The sequence below is a fragment of the Streptomyces sp. NBC_01334 genome (genome assembly GCF_035983595.1).
In the GTDB taxonomy this organism is placed as follows: Bacteria; Actinomycetota; Actinomycetes; order Streptomycetales; family Streptomycetaceae; genus Streptomyces; species Streptomyces coriariae.
Window position 1 is genome coordinate 3,734,408 of record NZ_CP130718.1, and the last position, 18,452, is coordinate 3,752,859.

The 18,452-nt window shown below is 72.8% G+C and carries 17 protein-coding genes; 13 read left to right on the plus strand and 4 right to left on the minus strand.

Annotated elements, in window-relative coordinates; translation table 11 throughout:
* The first annotated feature begins 21 nt into the window (after positions 1-21).
* From OG736_RS16690 to OG736_RS16725, 8 genes are read left to right on the plus strand one after another with little or no spacing between them, the layout of a single operon-like run.
* Positions 22-1,197, plus strand: a complete 1,176-nt coding sequence (locus OG736_RS16690) for a glycosyltransferase (RefSeq protein WP_327183157.1) — start codon at positions 22-24, stop codon at positions 1,195-1,197.
* Positions 1,194-2,609 carry an exopolysaccharide biosynthesis polyprenyl glycosylphosphotransferase gene (locus OG736_RS16695; protein ID WP_327183158.1) on the plus strand — a complete coding sequence of 472 codons (1,416 nt, stop codon included), beginning with the start codon at positions 1,194-1,196 and terminating at the stop codon, positions 2,607-2,609. The genes OG736_RS16690 and OG736_RS16695 overlap by 4 nt, the downstream gene beginning before the upstream one ends.
* A gap of 7 nt (positions 2,610-2,616) precedes the next feature.
* Positions 2,617-3,927 (plus strand): O-antigen ligase family protein, encoded by a 1,311-nt coding sequence (locus tag OG736_RS16700; protein WP_327183159.1) that lies wholly within the window; start codon positions 2,617-2,619, stop codon positions 3,925-3,927.
* A complete protein-coding gene (gene murJ / locus OG736_RS16705; protein ID WP_327183160.1) occupies positions 3,924-5,660 on the plus strand; it encodes a murein biosynthesis integral membrane protein MurJ in 1,737 nt (578 codons plus the stop codon). Before OG736_RS16700 ends, murJ begins: the two co-directional genes overlap by 4 nt.
* Positions 5,647-6,387 (plus strand): polysaccharide deacetylase family protein, encoded by a 741-nt coding sequence (locus OG736_RS16710; RefSeq protein WP_327183161.1) that lies wholly within the window; start codon positions 5,647-5,649, stop codon positions 6,385-6,387. The genes murJ and OG736_RS16710 overlap by 14 nt, the downstream gene beginning before the upstream one ends.
* On the plus strand, positions 6,384-7,547 hold the full coding sequence (locus tag OG736_RS16715) for a glycosyltransferase (RefSeq protein ID WP_327183162.1): 1,164 nt from the start codon (positions 6,384-6,386) through the stop codon (positions 7,545-7,547). The genes OG736_RS16710 and OG736_RS16715 overlap by 4 nt, the downstream gene beginning before the upstream one ends.
* Positions 7,544-8,191, plus strand: coding sequence for a YveK family protein (locus tag OG736_RS16720; protein ID WP_327183163.1), 648 nt, complete (start codon positions 7,544-7,546; stop codon positions 8,189-8,191). The genes OG736_RS16715 and OG736_RS16720 overlap by 4 nt, the downstream gene beginning before the upstream one ends.
* A complete protein-coding gene (locus tag OG736_RS16725; protein ID WP_327183164.1) occupies positions 8,188-9,303 on the plus strand; it encodes a GNAT family N-acetyltransferase in 1,116 nt (371 codons plus the stop codon). Before OG736_RS16720 ends, OG736_RS16725 begins: the two co-directional genes overlap by 4 nt.
* Positions 9,304-9,331: 28 nt before the next feature.
* Here the strand turns inward: OG736_RS16725 and OG736_RS16730 are convergent, their stop codons facing one another.
* Positions 9,332-10,774: a glycoside hydrolase family 26 protein gene (locus OG736_RS16730; RefSeq protein WP_327183165.1), complete on the minus strand. Its 1,443-nt coding sequence runs from the start codon at positions 10,772-10,774 to the stop codon at positions 9,332-9,334.
* 161 nt (positions 10,775-10,935) lie between these two features.
* Between OG736_RS16730 and OG736_RS16735 the strand changes: the two genes are divergently transcribed.
* Both OG736_RS16735 and OG736_RS16740 read left to right on the plus strand, forming a co-directional pair.
* The gene (locus OG736_RS16735) at positions 10,936-12,279 is read left to right on the plus strand and encodes a carboxylate--amine ligase (protein ID WP_327183166.1); all 1,344 of its coding nucleotides are present in this window, start codon (positions 10,936-10,938) and stop codon (positions 12,277-12,279) included.
* A complete protein-coding gene (locus OG736_RS16740) occupies positions 12,279-13,523 on the plus strand; it encodes an FAD-dependent oxidoreductase (RefSeq protein WP_327183167.1) in 1,245 nt (414 codons plus the stop codon). Before OG736_RS16735 ends, OG736_RS16740 begins: the two co-directional genes overlap by 1 nt.
* Before the next feature lie 51 nt (positions 13,524-13,574).
* On the opposite strand, the gene OG736_RS16745 is transcribed toward OG736_RS16740, so the two are convergent.
* The 3 genes from OG736_RS16745 to OG736_RS16755 all read right to left on the minus strand — a co-directional run bounded on the left by OG736_RS16745 (position 13,575) and on the right by OG736_RS16755 (position 16,053).
* The gene (locus OG736_RS16745; RefSeq protein WP_327183168.1) at positions 13,575-15,005 is read right to left on the minus strand and encodes a chaplin; all 1,431 of its coding nucleotides are present in this window, start codon (positions 15,003-15,005) and stop codon (positions 13,575-13,577) included.
* A 106-nt stretch (positions 15,006-15,111) separates the two neighbouring features.
* Entirely contained in the window at positions 15,112-15,339 is a 228-nt protein-coding gene (locus OG736_RS16750) for a chaplin (RefSeq protein ID WP_062648335.1), read from the minus strand.
* Between the two features lie 303 nt (positions 15,340-15,642).
* Positions 15,643-16,053 carry a rodlin gene (locus OG736_RS16755; protein WP_327183169.1) on the minus strand — a complete coding sequence of 137 codons (411 nt, stop codon included), beginning with the start codon at positions 16,051-16,053 and terminating at the stop codon, positions 15,643-15,645.
* 229 nt (positions 16,054-16,282) lie between these two features.
* Between OG736_RS16755 and OG736_RS16760 the strand changes: the two genes are divergently transcribed.
* From OG736_RS16760 to OG736_RS16770, 3 genes are all read left to right on the plus strand, one after another.
* Entirely contained in the window at positions 16,283-16,693 is a 411-nt protein-coding gene (locus tag OG736_RS16760) for a rodlin (protein ID WP_327183170.1), read from the plus strand.
* 111 nt (positions 16,694-16,804) lie between these two features.
* Positions 16,805-17,842, plus strand: coding sequence for an LCP family protein (locus tag OG736_RS16765; RefSeq protein WP_327187621.1), 1,038 nt, complete (start codon positions 16,805-16,807; stop codon positions 17,840-17,842).
* 128 nt (positions 17,843-17,970) lie between these two features.
* The gene (locus OG736_RS16770) at positions 17,971-18,378 is read left to right on the plus strand and encodes a rodlin (protein WP_327183171.1); all 408 of its coding nucleotides are present in this window, start codon (positions 17,971-17,973) and stop codon (positions 18,376-18,378) included.
* The last annotated feature ends 74 nt before the right edge of the window (positions 18,379-18,452 follow it).

Below are 18,452 nucleotides of genomic sequence, written 5' to 3' on the forward strand. Positions count from 1 at the left end.
CGTGAGCGAGGAAACCGCGCAATGCACCAGCCAGAACCCGACGCCAGACCCCGGGTCCTGCATCTCACCCAGCCCGTGGACGGCGGTGTCGCCCGGGTCGTGACGGATCTGACGCGGGCCCAGCTCGCGGACGGCCTGCACGTCACCGTGGCCTGCCCGGCCGGCCGGCTCGCCGGGGACCTGCGGTCCCTGGGCGCGGACGTGCGGCACTGGGCGGCGAGCCGGTCGCCGGGTCCCTCACTCCCCGGAGAGGTACGACGGCTCGTACGCCTGCTCGCCGAGGTACGCCCCCACCTGGTGCACGCGCACAGCGCGAAGGCCGGACTGGCCGGGCGGCTCGCGGTGCGCGGGCGGATCCCGACCGTGTTCCAGCCGCACGCCTGGTCCTTCGAGGCGGTGGGCGGGACCACCGCGGCCCTGGCACTCAAGTGGGAGCGGTTCGGCGCCCGTTGGGCGGACCGGCTGGTGTGTGTGAGCGAGGCGGAGCGCACCACCGGCCTGCGTGCCCGGATCGGCGGGCAGGTCAGCGTCATCCCCAACGGCATCGATCCCGAGCGCTTCCACCCGGCCTCCGTCGACACCGTACGGGCCTCCCTCCTGCCCGAACTCAACCCGGCCGCACCGCTGGTGGTGTGCGTGGGACGGCTGTGCCGGCAGAAGGGGCAGGACGTCCTGCTGACGGCGTGGGCGGACATCGCACGGAAGGTGCCCGGCGCCCGGCTGGTCCTGGTCGGCGACGGCCCGGACGGGGAACTGCTCCGGTCCCGGGCGCCGGAGTCGGTGCTGTTCGCCGGGGCCGTCGCCGACGCCGTGCCCTGGTACCAAGCCGCCGACCTGGTCGTACTGCCCTCGCGCTGGGAGGGCATGGCACTGGCCCCGCTGGAGGCGCTGGCCTGCGGGCGGCCCGTGGTGGTGACCGACGTGGACGGCGCCCGGGAGAGCCTGCCCGCCGCGCTCGCGCCCCGCTGTCTGGTGCCCGCCGAGAACCCGGCGGCGCTGGCCGGTGCCGTCGCCGGACTGCTGCTCGACCCGCTGCTGCGCGAGTCGCTCGGCCACCAGGGACGCCGGCACGTCCTGACCACGCACGACGTGCGGCGCACGGCCGGGGCGGTCGCGGGCGTGTACCGCGAACTGCTCACGACCACACAAGGGGCGCGCGTCGCGCCCACCGAGCGCAGGGAGTCCATCCACTCGTGACTGCGGAAAGCACCGTCCCCTCTCCCGGCGCGCAGCCCGGGTACTCGCCCGTCTCGGTCATTCCGCGACGGGAGAGCGGAGCGGGATTCCGGTTCCCCACCCGGCGGCCCCCGTCGCGCCCCGCGTCGCCGCTGCCGCTGCTGTTCGCCGACGGCCTCGCCACGTTCGTGGGCGCGCTGGCGCTGACCGGGGCGCAGCGCCGCCCCCTGCTGGTGGCCCTGCTGGTGGCGGCGACCATATTGCTGCGCCCGCAGCGACCACGTCCGGTGGTGGGGGTACTGGACGAACTGCCCACCGTCTGCGGCCGGATCGCGGTGGCCTGGCTGACGCTGGGCACGCTCGTCGCGGCGTGGAACCCGGCCCACGCGCTGTCGGTCCGCACGCTGGCCCTCGGGTTCGCGGCGCAGGCCGCGGCCGGCTGCGCGGGCCGCGCGCTGGTGCACCTGCGGCACCGCCGGGCGCTGCGGCGCCGTCCGCACGCCGCGCTCGTCATCGGCCCCGCCGCGACCGCGCAGCGGGTGGCCGCCGCCGTGCTGCGGCACCCCAGGTCCGGGGTCCAGCCGGTGGGCATCGTGGCCGAACGGCCGGACGGAGCCGACGGGCTGCCCGTGCTGACCACGGGTCAGGAGGTGCAGCGGGCCCTCATCCAGAACGGCGTCCGGGACGTGCTGTGCGTCCACCCCGCCGTACGCACCGTGCAGGGCCCGCTGCTGCGGGCGCTCGCCGAGTCGGGCTGCGCGGTGTGGGAGGTCGACGCCGACACCCCCTCGTACTCGACCCGCGAACAGCTCGCCGGGTTCTCCTGCCGGCGTCTCGACATGGGCGCTCGGCGCCGGGGCAGCCTCGGCAAGCGGCTGCTGGACATCGCGGTCTCCGGGACGCTGCTCCTGCTGCTGAGCCCGCTGCTGGCGGTGTGCGCGGTGGTGCTGCGGCTGACCGACGGGCCCGGGGTCGTCTTCCGGCAGGAGCGCATCGGCAAGGACGGCCGGCCCTTCACGCTGCTGAAGTTCCGCACCCACCGCCCGGTCGACGAGCACGAGGCCGCGACCCGGTGGAGCGTGGCCGGCGAGCGGGAGATGAGCCGCTTCTGCCGCTTCCTGCGCCAGACCTCGCTGGACGAGCTGCTCCAGCTGTGGAACGTGCTGTGCGGCGACATGAGCCTGGTCGGCCCGCGCCCCGAACGCCCCTACTTCGTCGGTCAGTTCAGCCAGACCTACCCCGGCTACGCGGCCCGCCACCGGATGCAGACCGGCATCACCGGCCTCGCCCAGGTCCAGGGGCTGCGCGGCGACACCTCGATCGAGGACCGGGCCCGCTTCGACAACGCGTACATCGACAACTGGTCGCTGTGGCAGGACATCTGCATCCTGCTGCGCACCGCGGCCGCCCTCGTGCGACCGACCGGGAGCTGAATCGCCGATGACCCTCGCCCTGCCCCTGCCCCGCGCCCGGACACTGTCACCGGTCCTGCCCGTGGTCGCCGTGGTCGCCCTGCTCGCCCTGCCCATCGGCCCCGGCGGCGAGGGCGGCGCCGGACCGGCCGACGCGCTGTCCGCGCTGGTCGTGCTGTTCTGCGCGGTCCGGCTGCTGCGGCAGCGGCGGCGCCCGCTGTCCCGTACGGCCGCCCTGGTGCTCGGACTGCCGGTGGTCGGGCTCGCGCTCGCCGCGATGGGCGCGTCCTCGCCGGGGGCGGGGCTCTCCGGTATGGGCCGCTACCTCCAGATCTTCGTGCTCGTCCCGGCGGCGGTCGTCCTCCTCGTCCGCGACCGGGCCGACTTCCGGGTGCTGGCCTGGTCGTTCGTCGGGCTCGCGGGGTGGCAGGGGGCGGTCGGCGTCCACCAGTTCGTCACCGGGACCGGCGCCTCCTACCAGGGCGAGAACATCCGGGCGGTCGGCACCTTCGGGCCGCAGGACGTGATGGGCATGGCGACCGTCGTGGCGTTCGGCCTGATCTGCGCCGTCGGGCTGGCACTCGGCCGGACACCGGTACGGCAGCGGGCCATCGCCGCCTGCTCGGCGCTCGCCCTGCTGGTGCCGCTCGCGCTCTCCTTCAGCCGGGGCGCGTGGATCGCGACCGTGCTGACCTGCGCGATCCAGCTGGCGCTCGCCGGGCCTCGGCGGGCGCTGAAGGTGGGCGCGGTGACGGCCGCGGCCGGGGTGATCCTGGTGGGCGGCTTCGGGGTCGGCTCGGCGATGCTCCAGGAGCGCGTCAGCAGCATCACGCAGGTCAGGGACGCGCCCGACCAGTCGGTCACCGACCGGTACACGATGTGGGCGGCCGCGGTCGGCATGTGGAACGACCAGCCGTTGACCGGCGTCGGGCTGAAGGGCTTCCCCGAGCACCGCGACGGCCACGCCTCGCTCGCGCTGTCCTCCGGCAGCGACACCGACGGGGCGGGCGGCGAATTCGTCAAGCAGCCGCTGCTCTCCCCGCACAACATGTACCTGCTGATCCTCAGCGAGCAGGGCCTGATCGGGCTGCTCACCCTCGCGGGCGGCTGGCTGGCGATGCTGGCGTGCGGGCTGCGCGGGTGGTTCCGGGTCCGGCGCTCCGGACCCGGCCTCGACTGTGCGCTCGTCGCCTGCGGCCTGCTGATCTGGCAGCTCGTGGACTTCACGTACGCCGACATCGGCGGTCCGTCGACCGTGCTGACCGCCGTCGTGTTCGGGGCCGTGGCCTGGTGGGCGCTGGTCGGCGGCAGCGGCCGCGAGGAGGCGCGCGCCCGATGACGGTCACACCTCCCCGGACGCCTCGCACGGACGGTCCCGCCTCCGTGCCGTCGGCGCGGTCCGCCGACCGGTCCGGGGAGACGGCCGACGGGGCCGCCGCAGCGGCCGACGCCGCAGCCGACGCGGCGGCCGACGAGCAGGAGGGCGGCGGGCAGAAGTGCGGCGAACTCCCCCCGGCCTCCCGTCGGTTCCTCGCCAAGGCCACGCTCGTCACCGCCGTCCTCTCCGTCGCCGGGGCCCTGCTCGGGCTGGTGCGGGACCAGGCACTGGCCCGGCTGTTCGGGGCGGGCAGCGACACCGACGCCTTCCTCGTGGCGTGGACCGTGCCCGAGTTCGCGGCCACGCTGCTCATCGAGGACGGGCTCGCGTTCGCCCTGATCCCCGCGTTCAGCATGGCGCTGGCCCGCCGTTCCCAGGGCGCCCCCGGCGACCCGGTCCGCGCCCTGGTCGCCGGCACGCTGCCCCGTCTGTCGCTGGCCTTCGTCGCGGTGGGCGCCCTGTTCATCGGCCTGGCACCGCAGCTGGTCGAGGTCCTCGCCCCGGGCCTGCCCGACCCCGCGCTCGCCGTCGACTGCACCCGGCTCACCGCCACCTGCGTGGTGAGCTTCGGGCTCGCCGGGTACTGCAGCGCCGCCCTGCGCGCGCACCGGCGGTACGGAGCTCCCGCGGCGATCTACGTCGCCTACAACGTCGGCATCATCACCGGGATGTTCGTGCTCGGCGGACGCTGGGGGGTGCGCTCGGCGGCGGCCGGGGTCGCGGTCGGCGGGCTGCTGATGGTCCTCGTCCAGCTGCCCTCCCTGCTGGGCCGGCTGAGGAGGCGCGGGGTGGCCGAGGAGGCCTCCGCACAGGAGGAGGCCCGGCCCCTCGACACCCTGCTCCTCACGACCGTGCTCCTGTTCGCGCTGTGCCGGCAGTCCCAGGTCCTCATCGAGCGCTTCCTCGCCTCGCAGCTGCCGGCCGGGGCGATCTCGCACCTGAACTACGCGCAGAAGGTCGCGCAGATGCCGATGATCCTGTCGGTGATGGTGTGCACGGTCACCTTCCCGGTGGTCGCGCGGGCGCTGGCCGAGGGGGACATCGAGCGGGCCCGCTCCCGGGTGGAGCGGGATCTGGCGCTGGCCGCGTGTGTCGTGCTGCTGGGCACGGCCGCCGTGCTGGCCTGCTCGCCGCAGATCATCGAGCTTCTCTTCCAGCGGGGCGCGTTCACCGCGAGGGACACGGCGGCGACGGCGGGCGTGATGCGGGTGTACGCGCTCGGGCTGCTCGGCCAGACCCTGGTGGGCGTGCTGGTCCGCTCGTACTTCTCGGCGGGCCGCGGCTCCTGGTACCCGGTCGGCGCGATGGCCTCCGGGATCGTCGTGACCTCCTGGATCGGCGCGCTGAGCGTCGGTGCCTGGGGCGTGTACGGGATCGCCGCCGCCAACGCGATCGGCATCACCGTCACCGCCCTCGTCCTGCTGGCCGGGATGGGTCCGCGCAGCGTTCCGGTCGAGGTCCGGGGCGTGCTGCGCGAACTGAGCCGGCCGGTGCGGGCGGCCCTGGTGGCCACCCTGGCGGGTTCCCTCGCCGCCGGGCGGTTCACCGACCCCCTGTCCGGCCTGGCCGCCGGTGGACTCACCGTGACCGTCGTCTTCCTGCTGCTCGGCCGTGCCCTGGGCTCCCAGGGCGTCGTCTCCGCACTCCGTTCCGTACGTTCCGCGACCCGAAGGTTCTCCCATGTCCGCTCCTGACAACAGCAGACGCACTCCCGTCCCGTGGGTGGCGATGTACCACTCCGTGGGGGACTGCTCCGAGGATCCGTACCGCATCACCGTCACCCCCGAGCGGCTGGAGAAGCAGCTGATGTGGCTGCGCCGGCGCGGGCTGCGCGGCGTATCCATGGCGAAACTGCTCGCCGCCCGCGCCCGGGGCGAAGGCCGCAACCTGGTCGGTCTCACCTTCGACGACGGGTACGCGGACTTCCTCACCGAGGCGCTGCCCGTGCTGCGCCGCCACCGCTGCACGGCGACCCTGTTCGTGCTGCCCGGCCGGTTCGGCGGCGACAACGCCTGGGACCCACTGGGCCCTCGCAAGCCGCTGCTGACCGCCGACGGCATCTGCCGCGCGGCCTACGAGGGCGTCGAGATCGGCTCGCACGGCCTCACCCACGTCGATCTGACCAAGGCCGACGACCTCACCCTCAAGGCGGAGACCGTCGAGAGCCGCGCGGCCCTCACCGCGTTGCTCGGCACCGAGATCGACGGCTTCTGCTACCCGTACGGGACGATCGACCAGCGCGCCATGGACGCCGTGCGCGAAGCCGGATACAGCTACGCCTGCGCGATCGACCCCGGCTCGCTGAACGGGCTCCACGCCCTTCCCCGCCTGCACATCGGGCAGGGCGACAACTTCCTCCGCATGCATCTGAAGTACCGGCTGCACCGGTTGCGCCGGCAGCCCGTCGAGGGGCTGCGGTGAAGGCACTGCACATCATCACGGGGCTCGGCGTCGGCGGTGCCGAGCAGCAACTGCGGCTGCTGCTGCGGCACCTGCCGGTCGAGTGCGAGGTGGTGACGCTGACGAATCCGGGGACGGTGGCCGACGGGCTGGCGAGCGACGGGGTCCGGGTCGTCCACCTCGGCATGGCCGGCAACCGCGATCTGGCCGCGCTGCCCCGCCTGGTCCGGATCATCCGCTCCGGCGGCTACGACCTCGTCCACACCCACCTCTACCGGGCCTGCGTGTACGGCCGGCTGGCCGCGCGGCTCGCCGGGGTCCGCGCGGTCGTCGCCACCGAACACTCCCTGGGCGACTCGCAGATGGAGGGGCGGAAACTGACCTCCGGGGTCCGCGCGCTCTACCTGGCCAGCGAGCGGCTGGGACGCACCACGGTCGCCGTCTCCCCCACGGTCGCCGACCGGCTGCGCGGCTGGGGGGTCCCCGCCCCCCGGATCGAGGTCGTCCCCAACGGCATCGACCTGGCCCGCTTCCGCTTCGACCCGGACGCCCGCCGGCACACCCGGCGCCGCCTCGGCCTGCCCGACCACGCCTACGTCGTCGGCGGCGTCGGACGGCTCACGGCGGGCAAGCGCTTCGACGTCCTCATCCACGCCCTCGCCCGGCTCCCGACCGACCACTGGCTGCTGCTGGTCGGCGGCGGTCCCGAGGAGAACGTGCTGCGCCGCACCGCGCACGAGGCGGGGGTCGCCGACCGGGTCCTGTTCACCGGCGAGCGCCCCTGCGTCCCCGACGGCACCCCCGGCCCCGATCTGCCCTCCCTCACCTCCGCGATGGACCTGTTCGTCTCCCCCTCCCCCGAGGAGACCTTCGGTCTGGCCGTCGTCGAGGCGCTGGCCTGCGGCCTGCCCGTGCTCTACGCCTCCTGTCCCGCGATCGAGCAGCTGCCCGCCCGGGCGAGGGGCGCCCGCCGGGTGACCGGCGGCACCGAGGCGTTCGTCCGCGCGCTGACCGAGACACGCGCGCAGCCCCCCGGCCCGCGCACCGCCTCCGAAGCCGCCCGCCACTACGACATCACCCGCAGCGCCGCCCAGCTCATGGACGTGTACGCGGCCACCGTTTCCGGACCACCCCTGCTCTCCCCCGCCACCCCGACACCCCAGGGAGTCAGTTCCCCATGACCGAGACCCCTCGCCGCCCCGCCGCCCTGCGCCGCGCCAAGGCACTCCCGCCCTGGTCCCTGCTCGCGGTCGGCGCCGTCGCCGGCGGGCTGCTCGGCGGCACGTACGGCGTCCTCAAGCCGCCCGCCTACACGGCCACCGCCTATGTCGTCGCCGTCCCCACCGAGAAGTCCGACCCGGCGTCCGCACTCGGCTTCGCGCAGGCCTACGGCCGGGTCGCCACGCAGCTGGCGGTGCTCGGGGACGCGCAGGTGTGGGCCGGCGTGCCGGTGAAGACGCTCCAGCAGAGCGTGCAGACGGCGACCTCGCCGGACGCGCCGATGGTCTCGATCACGGCGACCTCCTCCCGGGCCGACCTGGCCGCCGACATGGCCAACGCGGTCTCCCGCTCGCTGACCCAGCACGCCAAGAGTTCCAAGTCCGCCACCAACGTCGAGCTCCAGCAGTTCGCCCGCGCGGTCCGGCCGACCGGCCCCTCCTCGGTGTCGCCTGCGGTGACGGGCCTGGTGGGGGCGAGCGCGGGCGGTCTGCTCGGCGGGCTGCTGCTGCTGGTGCGGCCGAAGCGGGGCCGGGAGGACGAGGCCGCGCGCCCCGCCGCCGTCCCCGGCCCGGCCTTCGCCGCCGACGCCCACGGAGCGCTGTGAAGCCGACGTTCACCACCGAACTCGTCACCGACGAGCGGGCCTTCGCCGCCCTGGCCCCCGCCTGGGGCCGGTTGTACCAGCGGTGCGCGAGTGCCACCCCGTTCCAGAGCCACGCCTGGCTCCACTCGTGGTGGCTGTCGTACGGCAGGCGCGGCCGGCTGCGTCTGCTGCTGGTCCGCGACGGCGGTGAACTCGTCGCCGCGGCACCGCTGATGGCCGTGCGCCGACCGCTGCCGGCGCTCGTGCCGCTCGGCGGGGCGATCTCCGACTACGGGGACGTCCTCGTCGACGACGAACAGGGCGAGCATGCCGTCGCCGCGCTCACCGAGGGCCTGGCGGCGGCCGCCCGCACCGCGCTGATCGACTTCCGCGAGGTGCGGCCGGGCGGCGCGGTGGAGCAGGTCTACGAGCGCTGGCACGGCCCCCGGCGACGGGTGAGCGACTCGGTGTGCCTGGAGCTGCCCGCCGTGCCCATGGACGAGCTGGTGGCCCGGCTGCCGTCGGCGAAGGCCCAACGGGTTCGCGCCAAGCTGCGCAAGCTGACCGCGCTGGGCGTCGAGCGTCAGGTCGTGTGTCCGGAAGAGGTCGACTCGGCGCTGCGCCGGCTGCTGGAACTGCACCAGTTGCAGTGGCAGGGGCGGAAGGTGACGGGCGAGCACCTGCGGACACGGTTCTGCGAGCACCTGGTGCGGTCGGTCGGGCCGATGGTGCGCTCCGGGGACGCGGTGGTCACCGAGTTCCGGCTCGACGACGACGTGGTGGCCGTCGATCTGACCCTGCTGTCGCGCCGGCTGGCCGGTGGCTACCTCTACGGCGCCCATCCCCGGCTGCGCGAACGCAAGGCGGACGTGGCGGTGATGCTGCTCGACGCGTGCGCCGAGCACTCCCGGAGCGGGGGCCGCGCCGCGCTCAGCCTGCTGCGCGGCAACGAGCCCTACAAGCACCACTGGCGACCCGAACCGGTCGTCAACCAGCGACTGCTGCTGGCCCGTCGGCGTACCGCGCCACTGCTGTCGGCGGTCGTGTGCGACGTGGCCGCGCGACGGCGGGGCAAGGAGTTGCTGCTCCGGCTGGAGCAGCGGAGGGAGCGTGACGGTGGCGGCAGGTCCTGACGCGGGCCTGCCGCCACCGCGCAACGGTTCACTCGTCGTCCGACCACCAGTCCAGCCGGAAGCACAGCTTGCCGCCGATCCAGTACTCGACCCAGTCGCCCAGGTCCATCGGAGTGCAGTTCACCGTGGGTGCGACGGGAGGCTCGGTCGTGGGATCCGTCGAGGGCGCCGGGGGCGACGGCTCGACGGAGGGCGCCGGACTCGTCGGCGGCGTGCTCGGCTCGTCGGTGCGGCCGGACAGCAACGAGCGGTAGACGACGGACGACTGCGGGTTCTGTCCGCACTGCCACACACCGTGCGGACAGTAGTCCGTCACCGTGTTGTACACCGGTTTGTGCTCGTCCATCCAGGCGAGCATGCGCCGCATGTATTCGGTGTTGTCGCCGTTGCGGAAGAGTCCCCATTCGGGATAGGAAATGGGCTTGCCATGGCTTCTGGCGAAGTCCACGTGTGCCTGGAGCCCGTAGGGTTCTTTCACCTGCTCGTCGAAGGACAGGCCGGTCGGCTGGTCGTAGGAGTCCATTCCGAGGATGTCGACCGTGTCGTCCCCCGGATAGCAATCGGTCCACGGAACGGCGTCCTTGCCGCGGGTCGGCGTGAAGTCGAACCTGAATTCCTGGCCCGGCACCGAGCGCATGGTGGAGACGATCCTGTTCCAGTACTTCTTCCAGGCCTCCGGGTCCGGCCCACACCGATGGGTGTACGTGATGCCGTTCATCTCCCAGCCGAGCACGATCACCGTGTCCGGCACCTTCAGCGCGACCAACCGCTCGGCGAGAGCCCTGAAGTGGTGATCGAACTCCCCGGCCGCACCCTGCCGCAGGAGCCCGCGCACCTCCTCGTCGGACACCCCCTCCTCGTTGCGCTCCATCATGGGCACGTTGAGGACGAGCATGCGGTCGTCCTTCTCCAGCCTCCAGTCCGCCCACACGTCGAGGAAGCCGGGCGGACCTTCGATGTTGTGCCACAGGTCGCCCGGCAGGTAGGTGTGGCCGACGCGCAGCTCCGCGCCGTCCAGCCACTCGCTGAGCTGGGCGATCCGGGCCACGCCCCGGGCGCCGTAGTCGAGGTAGGCGCCGAACGCGGGGGCGCTCGTCGCGGGCGGGACGGCCGGGGTGGACGGCGTGACGGTATCCGTCGGGGTCACCGGCGCCTCGGGGGTCACCGGTGTTGCGGGGGTCACCGGTACCTCGGGGGTCGCCGGTACCTCCGGGGTGACCGGTGCTTCGGGGGTGACCGGTGCGGCCGGTGTCGCGTCCGGGACGGGTACGACCGGGCCGGGCCCGGCGGGTGCGGGGAGGGTCGCCGCGGCCGTCGGGACGGTCGGGGTGGGAGCGGGAGGATCAGCGACCCGCACCACCCCCGCGCCCGCGGCGAATCCAGGTCCGGACGCCAGGGCGGCCGACGCCGCGACCGCTGCCGCGACGACGGCCAGGCGTCGGGACCGCGCGCGTCGCTGCTGTGGAGCCATGCCTGCTCCTTTCTCCACTCTCACGTAACGCGCAAGGACCGCGCGTTACTGACACTCAGTCATATGAAAGTCACACGAAAAGGAATTACGCCACCGCCGTTACGGCTTTCGAGTGCCTCGATCGCCCATACCGGTGAACTGAAGCGAAGGACCCGGAAAAAATGCCCGAGTCGCTGCTCGACACCCGCGTCCCCGCCGTTCTTCTGCGGATCGACCGGAATCCCTTTCACCACGGAACGCTGGGTGCCGTGCGCTCTCTCGGCAGAGCCGGAATCGACGTGCACGTGGTCGCCGACTCCACGGGAAGTCCCGTACGCAAGTCCCGTTTCGTACGCCAGTTGCATCCCCCGCCGCCACCAGGCGCCACGCTCGCCGACATCGCCGCCACGCTGTTGCGGGTGGCCGCCCGCGTCGAGCGGCCCGCCGTGCTGATCCCGATGGACGACGCAGGCGCGGTCGCGGTGAGCCGCCTGCGCGAGGAGCTGGCGCCCGCCTACCTGCTGCCGCAACAGCCCGGCTCGGTGCCCGAACGGGTCGCCGACAAGGCGGAACTGACCAGGCTGTGTGCGGCGGCGGACGTGCCGCACCCGCTCACCGTGATCCCGGACAGCGCGGCGCAGGCCGCCTCCGCCGCCTGGCGGCTCGGTCTGCCGGTGGTGGCCAAGTGGAGCCGGCCCTGGCTGCTGCCCGCCGATTCGGGGCTGCGCAGCACGGTCGTGGTGCGCTCCACCCAGGAGGCCCGCGACCTGTACCTGCGCACCCCCGAGGCCGGCAGCCAACTCCTGCTCCAGGCCTTCCTGTCGCCGGGCCCGGACCGCGACTGGTTCTTCCACGGATACGCCGACCGATCCGGCGCGGTCGGTGGCGGCGGCCCCGGCCGCAAGCTGTGCGCCTGGCCCCGCGGCGCGGGGCTCACGGCGGTGGGTGAGTGGACCGAGAACCCGCAGGTGCGGACGCTGGCCCAGCGGCTCACCGACGAACTCGGCTACCGGGGCATCTTCGACCTCGACTTCCGACGCTGCGGCACGACGGGCGACTACCACCTGCTCGACTTCAACCCGCGCCCCGGCGCGCAGTTCCGGCTCTTCGCCGACGGCGCCGGACTCGACGTCGTCCGTGCCCAGCACCTCGATCTGACCCACCGTCCGCTGCCGGCCGGGGTGCCGCTGCCGGGCCGGGCGTTCGTGGTGGAGAACTACGCGCCGCTGGTCGCGCTGCGACCGGCCCGCCGTGGCCGCGAGCTGGCCTGGCACGCGGGCGACGACACCGCTCCCGGGCGGGCCATGTGGGGCCTGTGGGGTGCCCATGTCGCCCGTCGGCTGCTCGACCGGCTGCGCCGGGCCGGTGCCTCGGGCGCGGCCGGGGTCCGGCCCCACGTGGTCCGCCAGGCGACGCCGCCGACGCCGTCCCTGACGGATCTGACCGAACCGCCGCCGGGCACACCGGCCCCGACCGCGCCTGCCCCGGCCACACCGACCGACGACGAGAAAGCGAGCAGTTGCTGATGTACGACCTGCTGGTGGTGGGCGCGGGCCCGTACGGCCTGTCCATCGCGGCGCACGCCGCGGCCGCCGGGCTGAAGCTGCGCGTCTTCGGCCGGCCGATGGCTTCCTGGCGCGACAACATGCCGGGCGGGATGTTCCTGAAGTCCGAGCCGTGGGCCTCCAACCTGTCCGACCCCGCGGCCCGCTGGCGCCTCGACGCGTACTGCGCGACCCAGGGCGTGACGGCCCGTCACGGGGAGCCGATCCCGGTGGAGATGTTCGCTCGGTACGGACTGTGGTTCGCCCGCAACGCCGTCCCCGAGGTCGACGAGCGCATGGTGACCCGGATCGTGTCCCGGACGAGCGGCTTCGAGGCGGTCACCGCGGACGGCGAGACCGTGCGGGCCCGGACGGTCGCGCTCGCCGTGGGCGTCATGCCGTTCGTCGAGATCCCGGCCGCCCTGCGCGGACTCTCCTGCGACCTGGTCTCGCACAGCAGCCACCACGGTGACCTCGACCGCTTCCGCGACCGGGACGTCACGGTGATCGGCGGCGGCCAGGCGGCTCTGGAGACGGCCGCCCTCCTCGCCGAACAGGGCTCGCGGGTACGGGTGTTGGCCCGCGCCGATCGGCTGCGCTGGAACGATGTGCCGGCGCCGTGGGAACGCCCGTGGTGGCAGTCGGTCCGCTCCCCGCAGAGCGGTCTCGGCCGCGGCTGGCGCAACTGGTTCTACGCCGAACGCCCCGGCCTCTACCGCCGACTCCCGGAACCGACCCGGGCGCGCATCGCGGCGACGGCACTCGGGCCGGCCGGCGCCTGGTGGGTCCGGGACCGGGTGGAGGGCTCCGTGCGGGTACGTCTCGACCACGAGGTGACGGCGGCTCGAGCGGTCCCGGGCGGGGTACGGCTCGAGGTGGCCGGAGGGGACTCCTTCGAGACCGAGCACGTGATCGCGGCCACCGGCTTCAAGGCGACCCGTGACCGGCTCGGACTGCTCTCCGGCGACCTGCGCGGGGCGCTGGCCGCGGTGTCCGACGGTTCCCCCGAGGTGGGCCGGGACTTCGAGTCGTCCCACCCCGGCCTGTTCCTGGCCGGACTGGTGACGGCGGCCGGCTTCGGCCCGGCGATGCGCTTCGTGTACGGCGCGACCTTCACGGCGGGGACCCTCGTCCGGGGCGTACGGCGCCGGCTGCACACGGGCGTGCCGAGCGGGGCGATCCCGGCACCGGGTCGGCACGGGGCGGCGGAGACCGTACGGCGGTGAGCCGGGTGGGGCGTGGGTGCCGGGCGCGAGAGCGTCCGGCACCCACTGCTTTTACCTACGGGACGCGGCTCGGCCTCGCCGGTACAGGACGGCGCCGCCCGCGATGAGCACCGCGCTGACGCCGGAGGCGGCCAGCAGACCGGCGCGCTCACTGCCGGTGTGCGGCAGCTGCGGCGGCGAGCTGTGCCCCCCGCCACCCTCCGGAGGCGCGGTGTGGCCGCCCTGCGGAGGCTGACCGCCGCCGCCACCGTGCGGGGGCGGGGTGGAGTGGCCGCCGTGCGGAGGCGGAGTGGAGTGACCGCCGTGCGGGGGCGGGGTCGAGTGGCCACCGTGCGGAGGCGGAGTGGAGTGACCCCCACCGGGCGGAGTACTGCCACCGCCATGCGGAGGCGGGGTGGAGTGGCCCCCACCGGGCGGAGTGCTCCCGCCACCGTGCGGAGGCGGAGTCGTGTGACCCCCACCCGGCGGCGTCGAGTGACCCCCTCCCGGAGGCGGCGTCGTGTGACCGCCACCGCCGCAGGTGTCGCCGTAGCCCCCGCAGTCGTCCCCGGGGCCATGGTCCTCGTGCCCGGTGTCGCCGTGTCCGGAGTCGCCGTAGCCCGAATTCCCCTGGCCGGAGTCACCGTGGTCGGAGTCCCCGTAGCCGGAACTCCCCTGGCCGGAGTCACCGTGGTCGGAGTCCCCGTAGCCGGAACCCCCATGGCCGGAGCCACCGTGGTCGGAGTCACCCTGGCCGGCATCGCCGTAACCAGAATCCCCGTGGCCGGAGCCACCCTGGCCGGCATCGCCGTAGCCCGAATCCCCATGTCCGGAGTCACCATGTCCGGAGTCACCATGTCCGGAGTCACCGTGGCCGGAGTCACCGTGGCCGGAGTCCCCGTGGCCGGAGTCCCCGTAACCGGAATCCCCGTGGCCGGAGCCACCCTGGCCGGAGTCCCCGTAACCAGAATCCCCGTGGCCGGAGTCACCCTGGCAGGAGTCCCCGTAACCAGAATCCTCGTAGCCCGAATCCCCGTGGCCGGAGCCACCCTGGCCGGAGTCCCCGTAACCAGAATCCCCGTGGCCGGAGTCACCCTGGCAGGAGTCCCCGTAACCAGAATCCTCGTAGCCCGAATCCCCGTATCCGGAGTCCCCGTAGTCGGAGTCCCCGGAGCCGGAGTCCCCGTAACTGGAGTCCCCGTAACTGGAGTCCCCGTCACCGGGCGGTGCGTCGTGTGAGCGGTGTCCTTGCGTGTCCGAGAGGTTGGCACAGGAGTTGCCGAACACCGGGTTGAGCACGGCGATGACGTCGACCGAGTTGCCGCATGCGTTCACCGGGACGTGCAGTGGGGCCTGGACGGCGTTGCCCGACAGAACCCCGGGCGAACCCTTGGCGGCTCCTTGGGCTGTTGAGTCGGCGAGGGCGTTGCCGCCCGCGCACAGGGACAGAATGCCCGTCGCGGCGGCGGCCGCGACCATTCCCCTGCTCAGGGTCTGTCGCAATCTCGTTGTCTTCCTGCTGGTAGAAGTGGGAAAAGCCGACCCTGGACCACAGGTGTGTCGTCCAAGGCCGGCCTCGATCCAGCGGTACGGCTGGCGTGTCGCGTCGTCAGTCGTTGATGCAGACGTTGCCGCCGGCCGGGTTGAGCGCGGCGATGATGTTGATCGAGTTGCCGCACACGTTGATCGGGATGTGGATCGGAACCTGGACGACGTTGCCCGACAGGACACCCGGCGAGCCGATGGCCGCACCGTTGGCACCGGCGTCGGCGAAGGCGGGGGCAGCCCCGCCGAGGGCCAGGATCAGACCCGCGACAACAGCAGCGCTCTTCTTCATGAGTTTCCCTTCTCTGCGGTCATGCCCAGATGACGGTCGAAACCGAGCGAGCGCAACTGGAACGGCTCGCACCATGACCCGCAAGCTGCAAACGAGAGATAGACAGCCGAAGAAACTAACGAACGCGCGTCGCCCGGGAATTCACTCGAACGCCTTCGGGCAATTAACACGAACGGTCCACCGAAGAGGAAACGATTCGCCTGAACTGTGCAGAAAATGACAGGACATCAGCGGGGGAAAATGCTCCGGCCGGACGGCCCGCCGGGAACGGAACGGGCCGCCCGGCGGGCGGTGCCGGGGACGTCAGCGGTTGGCCACGCCGTTGCCCGAGAGCGCGGAGATGTCGTCCAGGATGTGCGACAGCGGCTCGTCACCCTTGGCCTGGGTGGAGTTCTCGGCGCACTGCTGGTCCTGCGGGGACGCCAGGACGTTGACGTCCTGGACGTCGATCGGGACAGCGCCGGCGATGCTCTGCACGCCCACCTTGAGGGGCAGACCGATGCACAGCTTGTTCAGCGAGCTCTGGACCAGCGTGGCCTGCGGGCTCATGTCGCCCTTGGTCACCGAGTTCCCGAACGCCTCGTGCGCACCGTTGCCACTGGCGGAGGTGGTCCCGGCGTCGTCCCCGATGGCAAGCGCCTGGGGGGCGACCGCCGCGGACATACCGACGACGGAAGCGGCGACCGCCGCCGCGGCCATTGCCTTCTTGAGCATTTCGCTATTCCTTTCCCTGCCCTGACACCCGGCCAGGACCATGTGCCTGCCCCCGAACCAACCGGGTGCGCCAGGTTTGGTTGCGGCCCTTCACCCGATCGGTTTTTCCGACCCGACGACCCGATTTCCCTCCAATAGCCCATCGGAGTGAAGGGAGACAACCAAACAGGGCCGGGGGCGTTAATCAGAACGCTCCGGTGGACGGGGTTTCTCACGAAGGGACTTACAAGTGATCAAGAAGGTACTGGCCACCGCCGCGGTCGCCGCCTCCGTCGCCGGCGTCTCCGCCGCCGCAGCCGCCCCGGCACTCGCCATCGGCAACGACAGTGGCACCACGTCCGCCAGCGGCAACGGCGCGAGCCAGTCGTTCGGCAACTCGGCCACCTTCGGCAACATGAGCCCCCAGATGGCGCTCATCCAGGGCTCTTTCAACAAGCCGTGCATCGGCCTGCCTGCCAAGATCGGCGCGCAGGGACTCCTCGGCGCTGTCCCGATCAACGTCCAGGACGTCAACGTCCTGTCCTCCCCGCAGAACCAGCAGTGCGTCGAGAACAGCACCCAGGCCAAGGGCGACGAACCGCTGTCGCACATCCTGGACGACATCTCCGCGCTCTCGGGCAACGGTGCCGCCAACCACTGAGTCCGACGTGGTGAACGGGTTCATTTCCTGAGCCCCTGGGTGGTTTCTCCGCCCGGACAGCGGGCCGCCGGATCATCGGCGGCCCGCTGTTCTAGCGTGCGGCGCGTGACGATGAAGAGAAACCTTTGGCCACGCCGCCTGGCGATTCCCGGAATCGTCCTGGCCGCCACGGGCGCGCTGCTCGGCAGTTCCGCCCTCCCCTCACCGGGCGGACTCCTCGGCCGGGAACCCGCCCCGCGCGGGCTGAACATCCTGCTGATGGGCACCGACGAACGGGACACCCTCACCGCCGCCCAGAAGCAGAAGTTCCACGCCGGCGGAAAGCCCTGCGGCTGCTCGGACGTCCTGATGCTGATCCATGTCTCGGCCCACCTGGACCGGGTCAGCGTGATCGGCATGCCCCGCGACTCCGCCGCGGAGATCCCGCCGTACCGGGAGAAGCCCGGCGCCAGGGAACGCCCGCCGCATCCGGCGAAGCTCAACGCCGCCTACCAGGAGGGCGGTCCGGAGCTCATGATCCGGACCGTGGAATCGATGGCCAAGCTGAACATCGACCGGTTCCTCCAGGTGGACTTCCGGCGCTTCGTGAACAGCGTGGACGAGGTCGGCGGCGTCGAGGTGTGCACACCGCGGCGGCTGAAGGACTCCGCGACCAGGCTCGACCTCAAGCCCGGCAAGCACCGGCTCGGCGGCGGACAGGCGTTGCAGTACGTCCGTTCACGCCATGTCGACGGCAGCGCCGATCTCGGCCGGATCCAGCGTCAGCAACGCTTCCTCGTCCAGGCGTGGCGCGAGCTGAGGGAGCGGAAGCTGCTCACCAGTCCGAGGCGGATGACGCAGCTGGCGGAGATGCTGCTCGGGTCCCGGCGGCAGGGCTTCTCGGCCGGCGAGCTCGTCGATCTGGCGGCCGCACTGCACCGGCTGCCGGACTCGGCGACGGAGTTCACGACCGTGCCGATCGCCGGGTTCGCCCCGGCCCGCCTGGGCATCGGCGCGGCGCTGGCCTGGGACCCGAAGGAGGCGGACACACTCTTCACCAAGGTGCGCGACGACCGGCCACTGGTCGAGCGGGATGCGAAGCCGAAGGACCCGCCGGACATCCTCGGCAGGACGGTTCCGGTGCGGGGGAGCGCGTACGCGTGCCACTGAGGGGCGCACGGTTGTCGTGCGCGATGCGCTACGCCGATCGGGGCACAGCGCGCAACCCCGAGCGGGGACAGAGCGTTGTTGATCACGCAGCTCCTCCCCCGGAGTCCGCGTTTTCGAAGGGAACGAACATGAAGAAGCTGTGGGCGACCGCGGCCCTCGCCGCCTCCGCCGCCGGTCTCGCCGGGCTGAGCGCCCCGCAGGCCCTCGCCATCGGTGACGACAGCGGCACCACGTCCGCCAGCGGCAACGGCGCCTCGTCGGAGTTCGGCAACTCGGCCACCTTCGGCGACCAGAGCCCGCAGCTCTCGCTGGTCCAGGGTTCGCTGAACAAGCCGTGCATCGGCTTGCCTGCCAAGTTGGGGCTGCAGGGCCTCGTCGGCGCTGTCCCGATCAACGTCCAGGACATCAACGTCCTGTCCTCCCCGCAGAACCAGCAGTGCGTCGAGAACAGCACCCAGGCCAAGGGCGACGAACCGCTGTCGCACATCCTGGACGACATCTCGGTCCTGGCCGGCAACGGCGCGGGCAACGGCTGAGCGGCAGCCTGACGTACCGCTGCGGCGGGTCACCGGTTCTCCGGTGACCCGCCGTTTCGTGTGTTCACCCGCGG

Coding starts and splice junctions, on each gene's coding strand:
- OG736_RS16735 (WP_327183166.1), top strand. CDS start 10,936: ATGCCCGAGTCGCTGCTCGACACCCGCGTCCCCGCCGTTCTTCTGCGG.
- OG736_RS16730 (WP_327183165.1), bottom strand. CDS start 10,774: ATGGCTCCACAGCAGCGACGCGCGCGGTCCCGACGCCTGGCCGTCGTC.
- OG736_RS16690 (WP_327183157.1), top strand. CDS start 22: ATGCACCAGCCAGAACCCGACGCCAGACCCCGGGTCCTGCATCTCACC.
- OG736_RS16765 (WP_327187621.1), top strand. CDS start 16,805: ATGAAGAGAAACCTTTGGCCACGCCGCCTGGCGATTCCCGGAATCGTC.
- OG736_RS16755 (WP_327183169.1), bottom strand. CDS start 16,053: ATGCTCAAGAAGGCAATGGCCGCGGCGGCGGTCGCCGCTTCCGTCGTC.
- OG736_RS16740 (WP_327183167.1), top strand. CDS start 12,279: ATGTACGACCTGCTGGTGGTGGGCGCGGGCCCGTACGGCCTGTCCATC.
- OG736_RS16700 (WP_327183159.1), top strand. CDS start 2,617: ATGACCCTCGCCCTGCCCCTGCCCCGCGCCCGGACACTGTCACCGGTC.
- OG736_RS16710 (WP_327183161.1), top strand. CDS start 5,647: ATGTCCGCTCCTGACAACAGCAGACGCACTCCCGTCCCGTGGGTGGCG.
- murJ (WP_327183160.1), top strand. CDS start 3,924: ATGACGGTCACACCTCCCCGGACGCCTCGCACGGACGGTCCCGCCTCC.
- OG736_RS16720 (WP_327183163.1), top strand. CDS start 7,544: ATGACCGAGACCCCTCGCCGCCCCGCCGCCCTGCGCCGCGCCAAGGCA.
- OG736_RS16770 (WP_327183171.1), top strand. CDS start 17,971: ATGAAGAAGCTGTGGGCGACCGCGGCCCTCGCCGCCTCCGCCGCCGGT.
- OG736_RS16750 (WP_062648335.1), bottom strand. CDS start 15,339: ATGAAGAAGAGCGCTGCTGTTGTCGCGGGTCTGATCCTGGCCCTCGGC.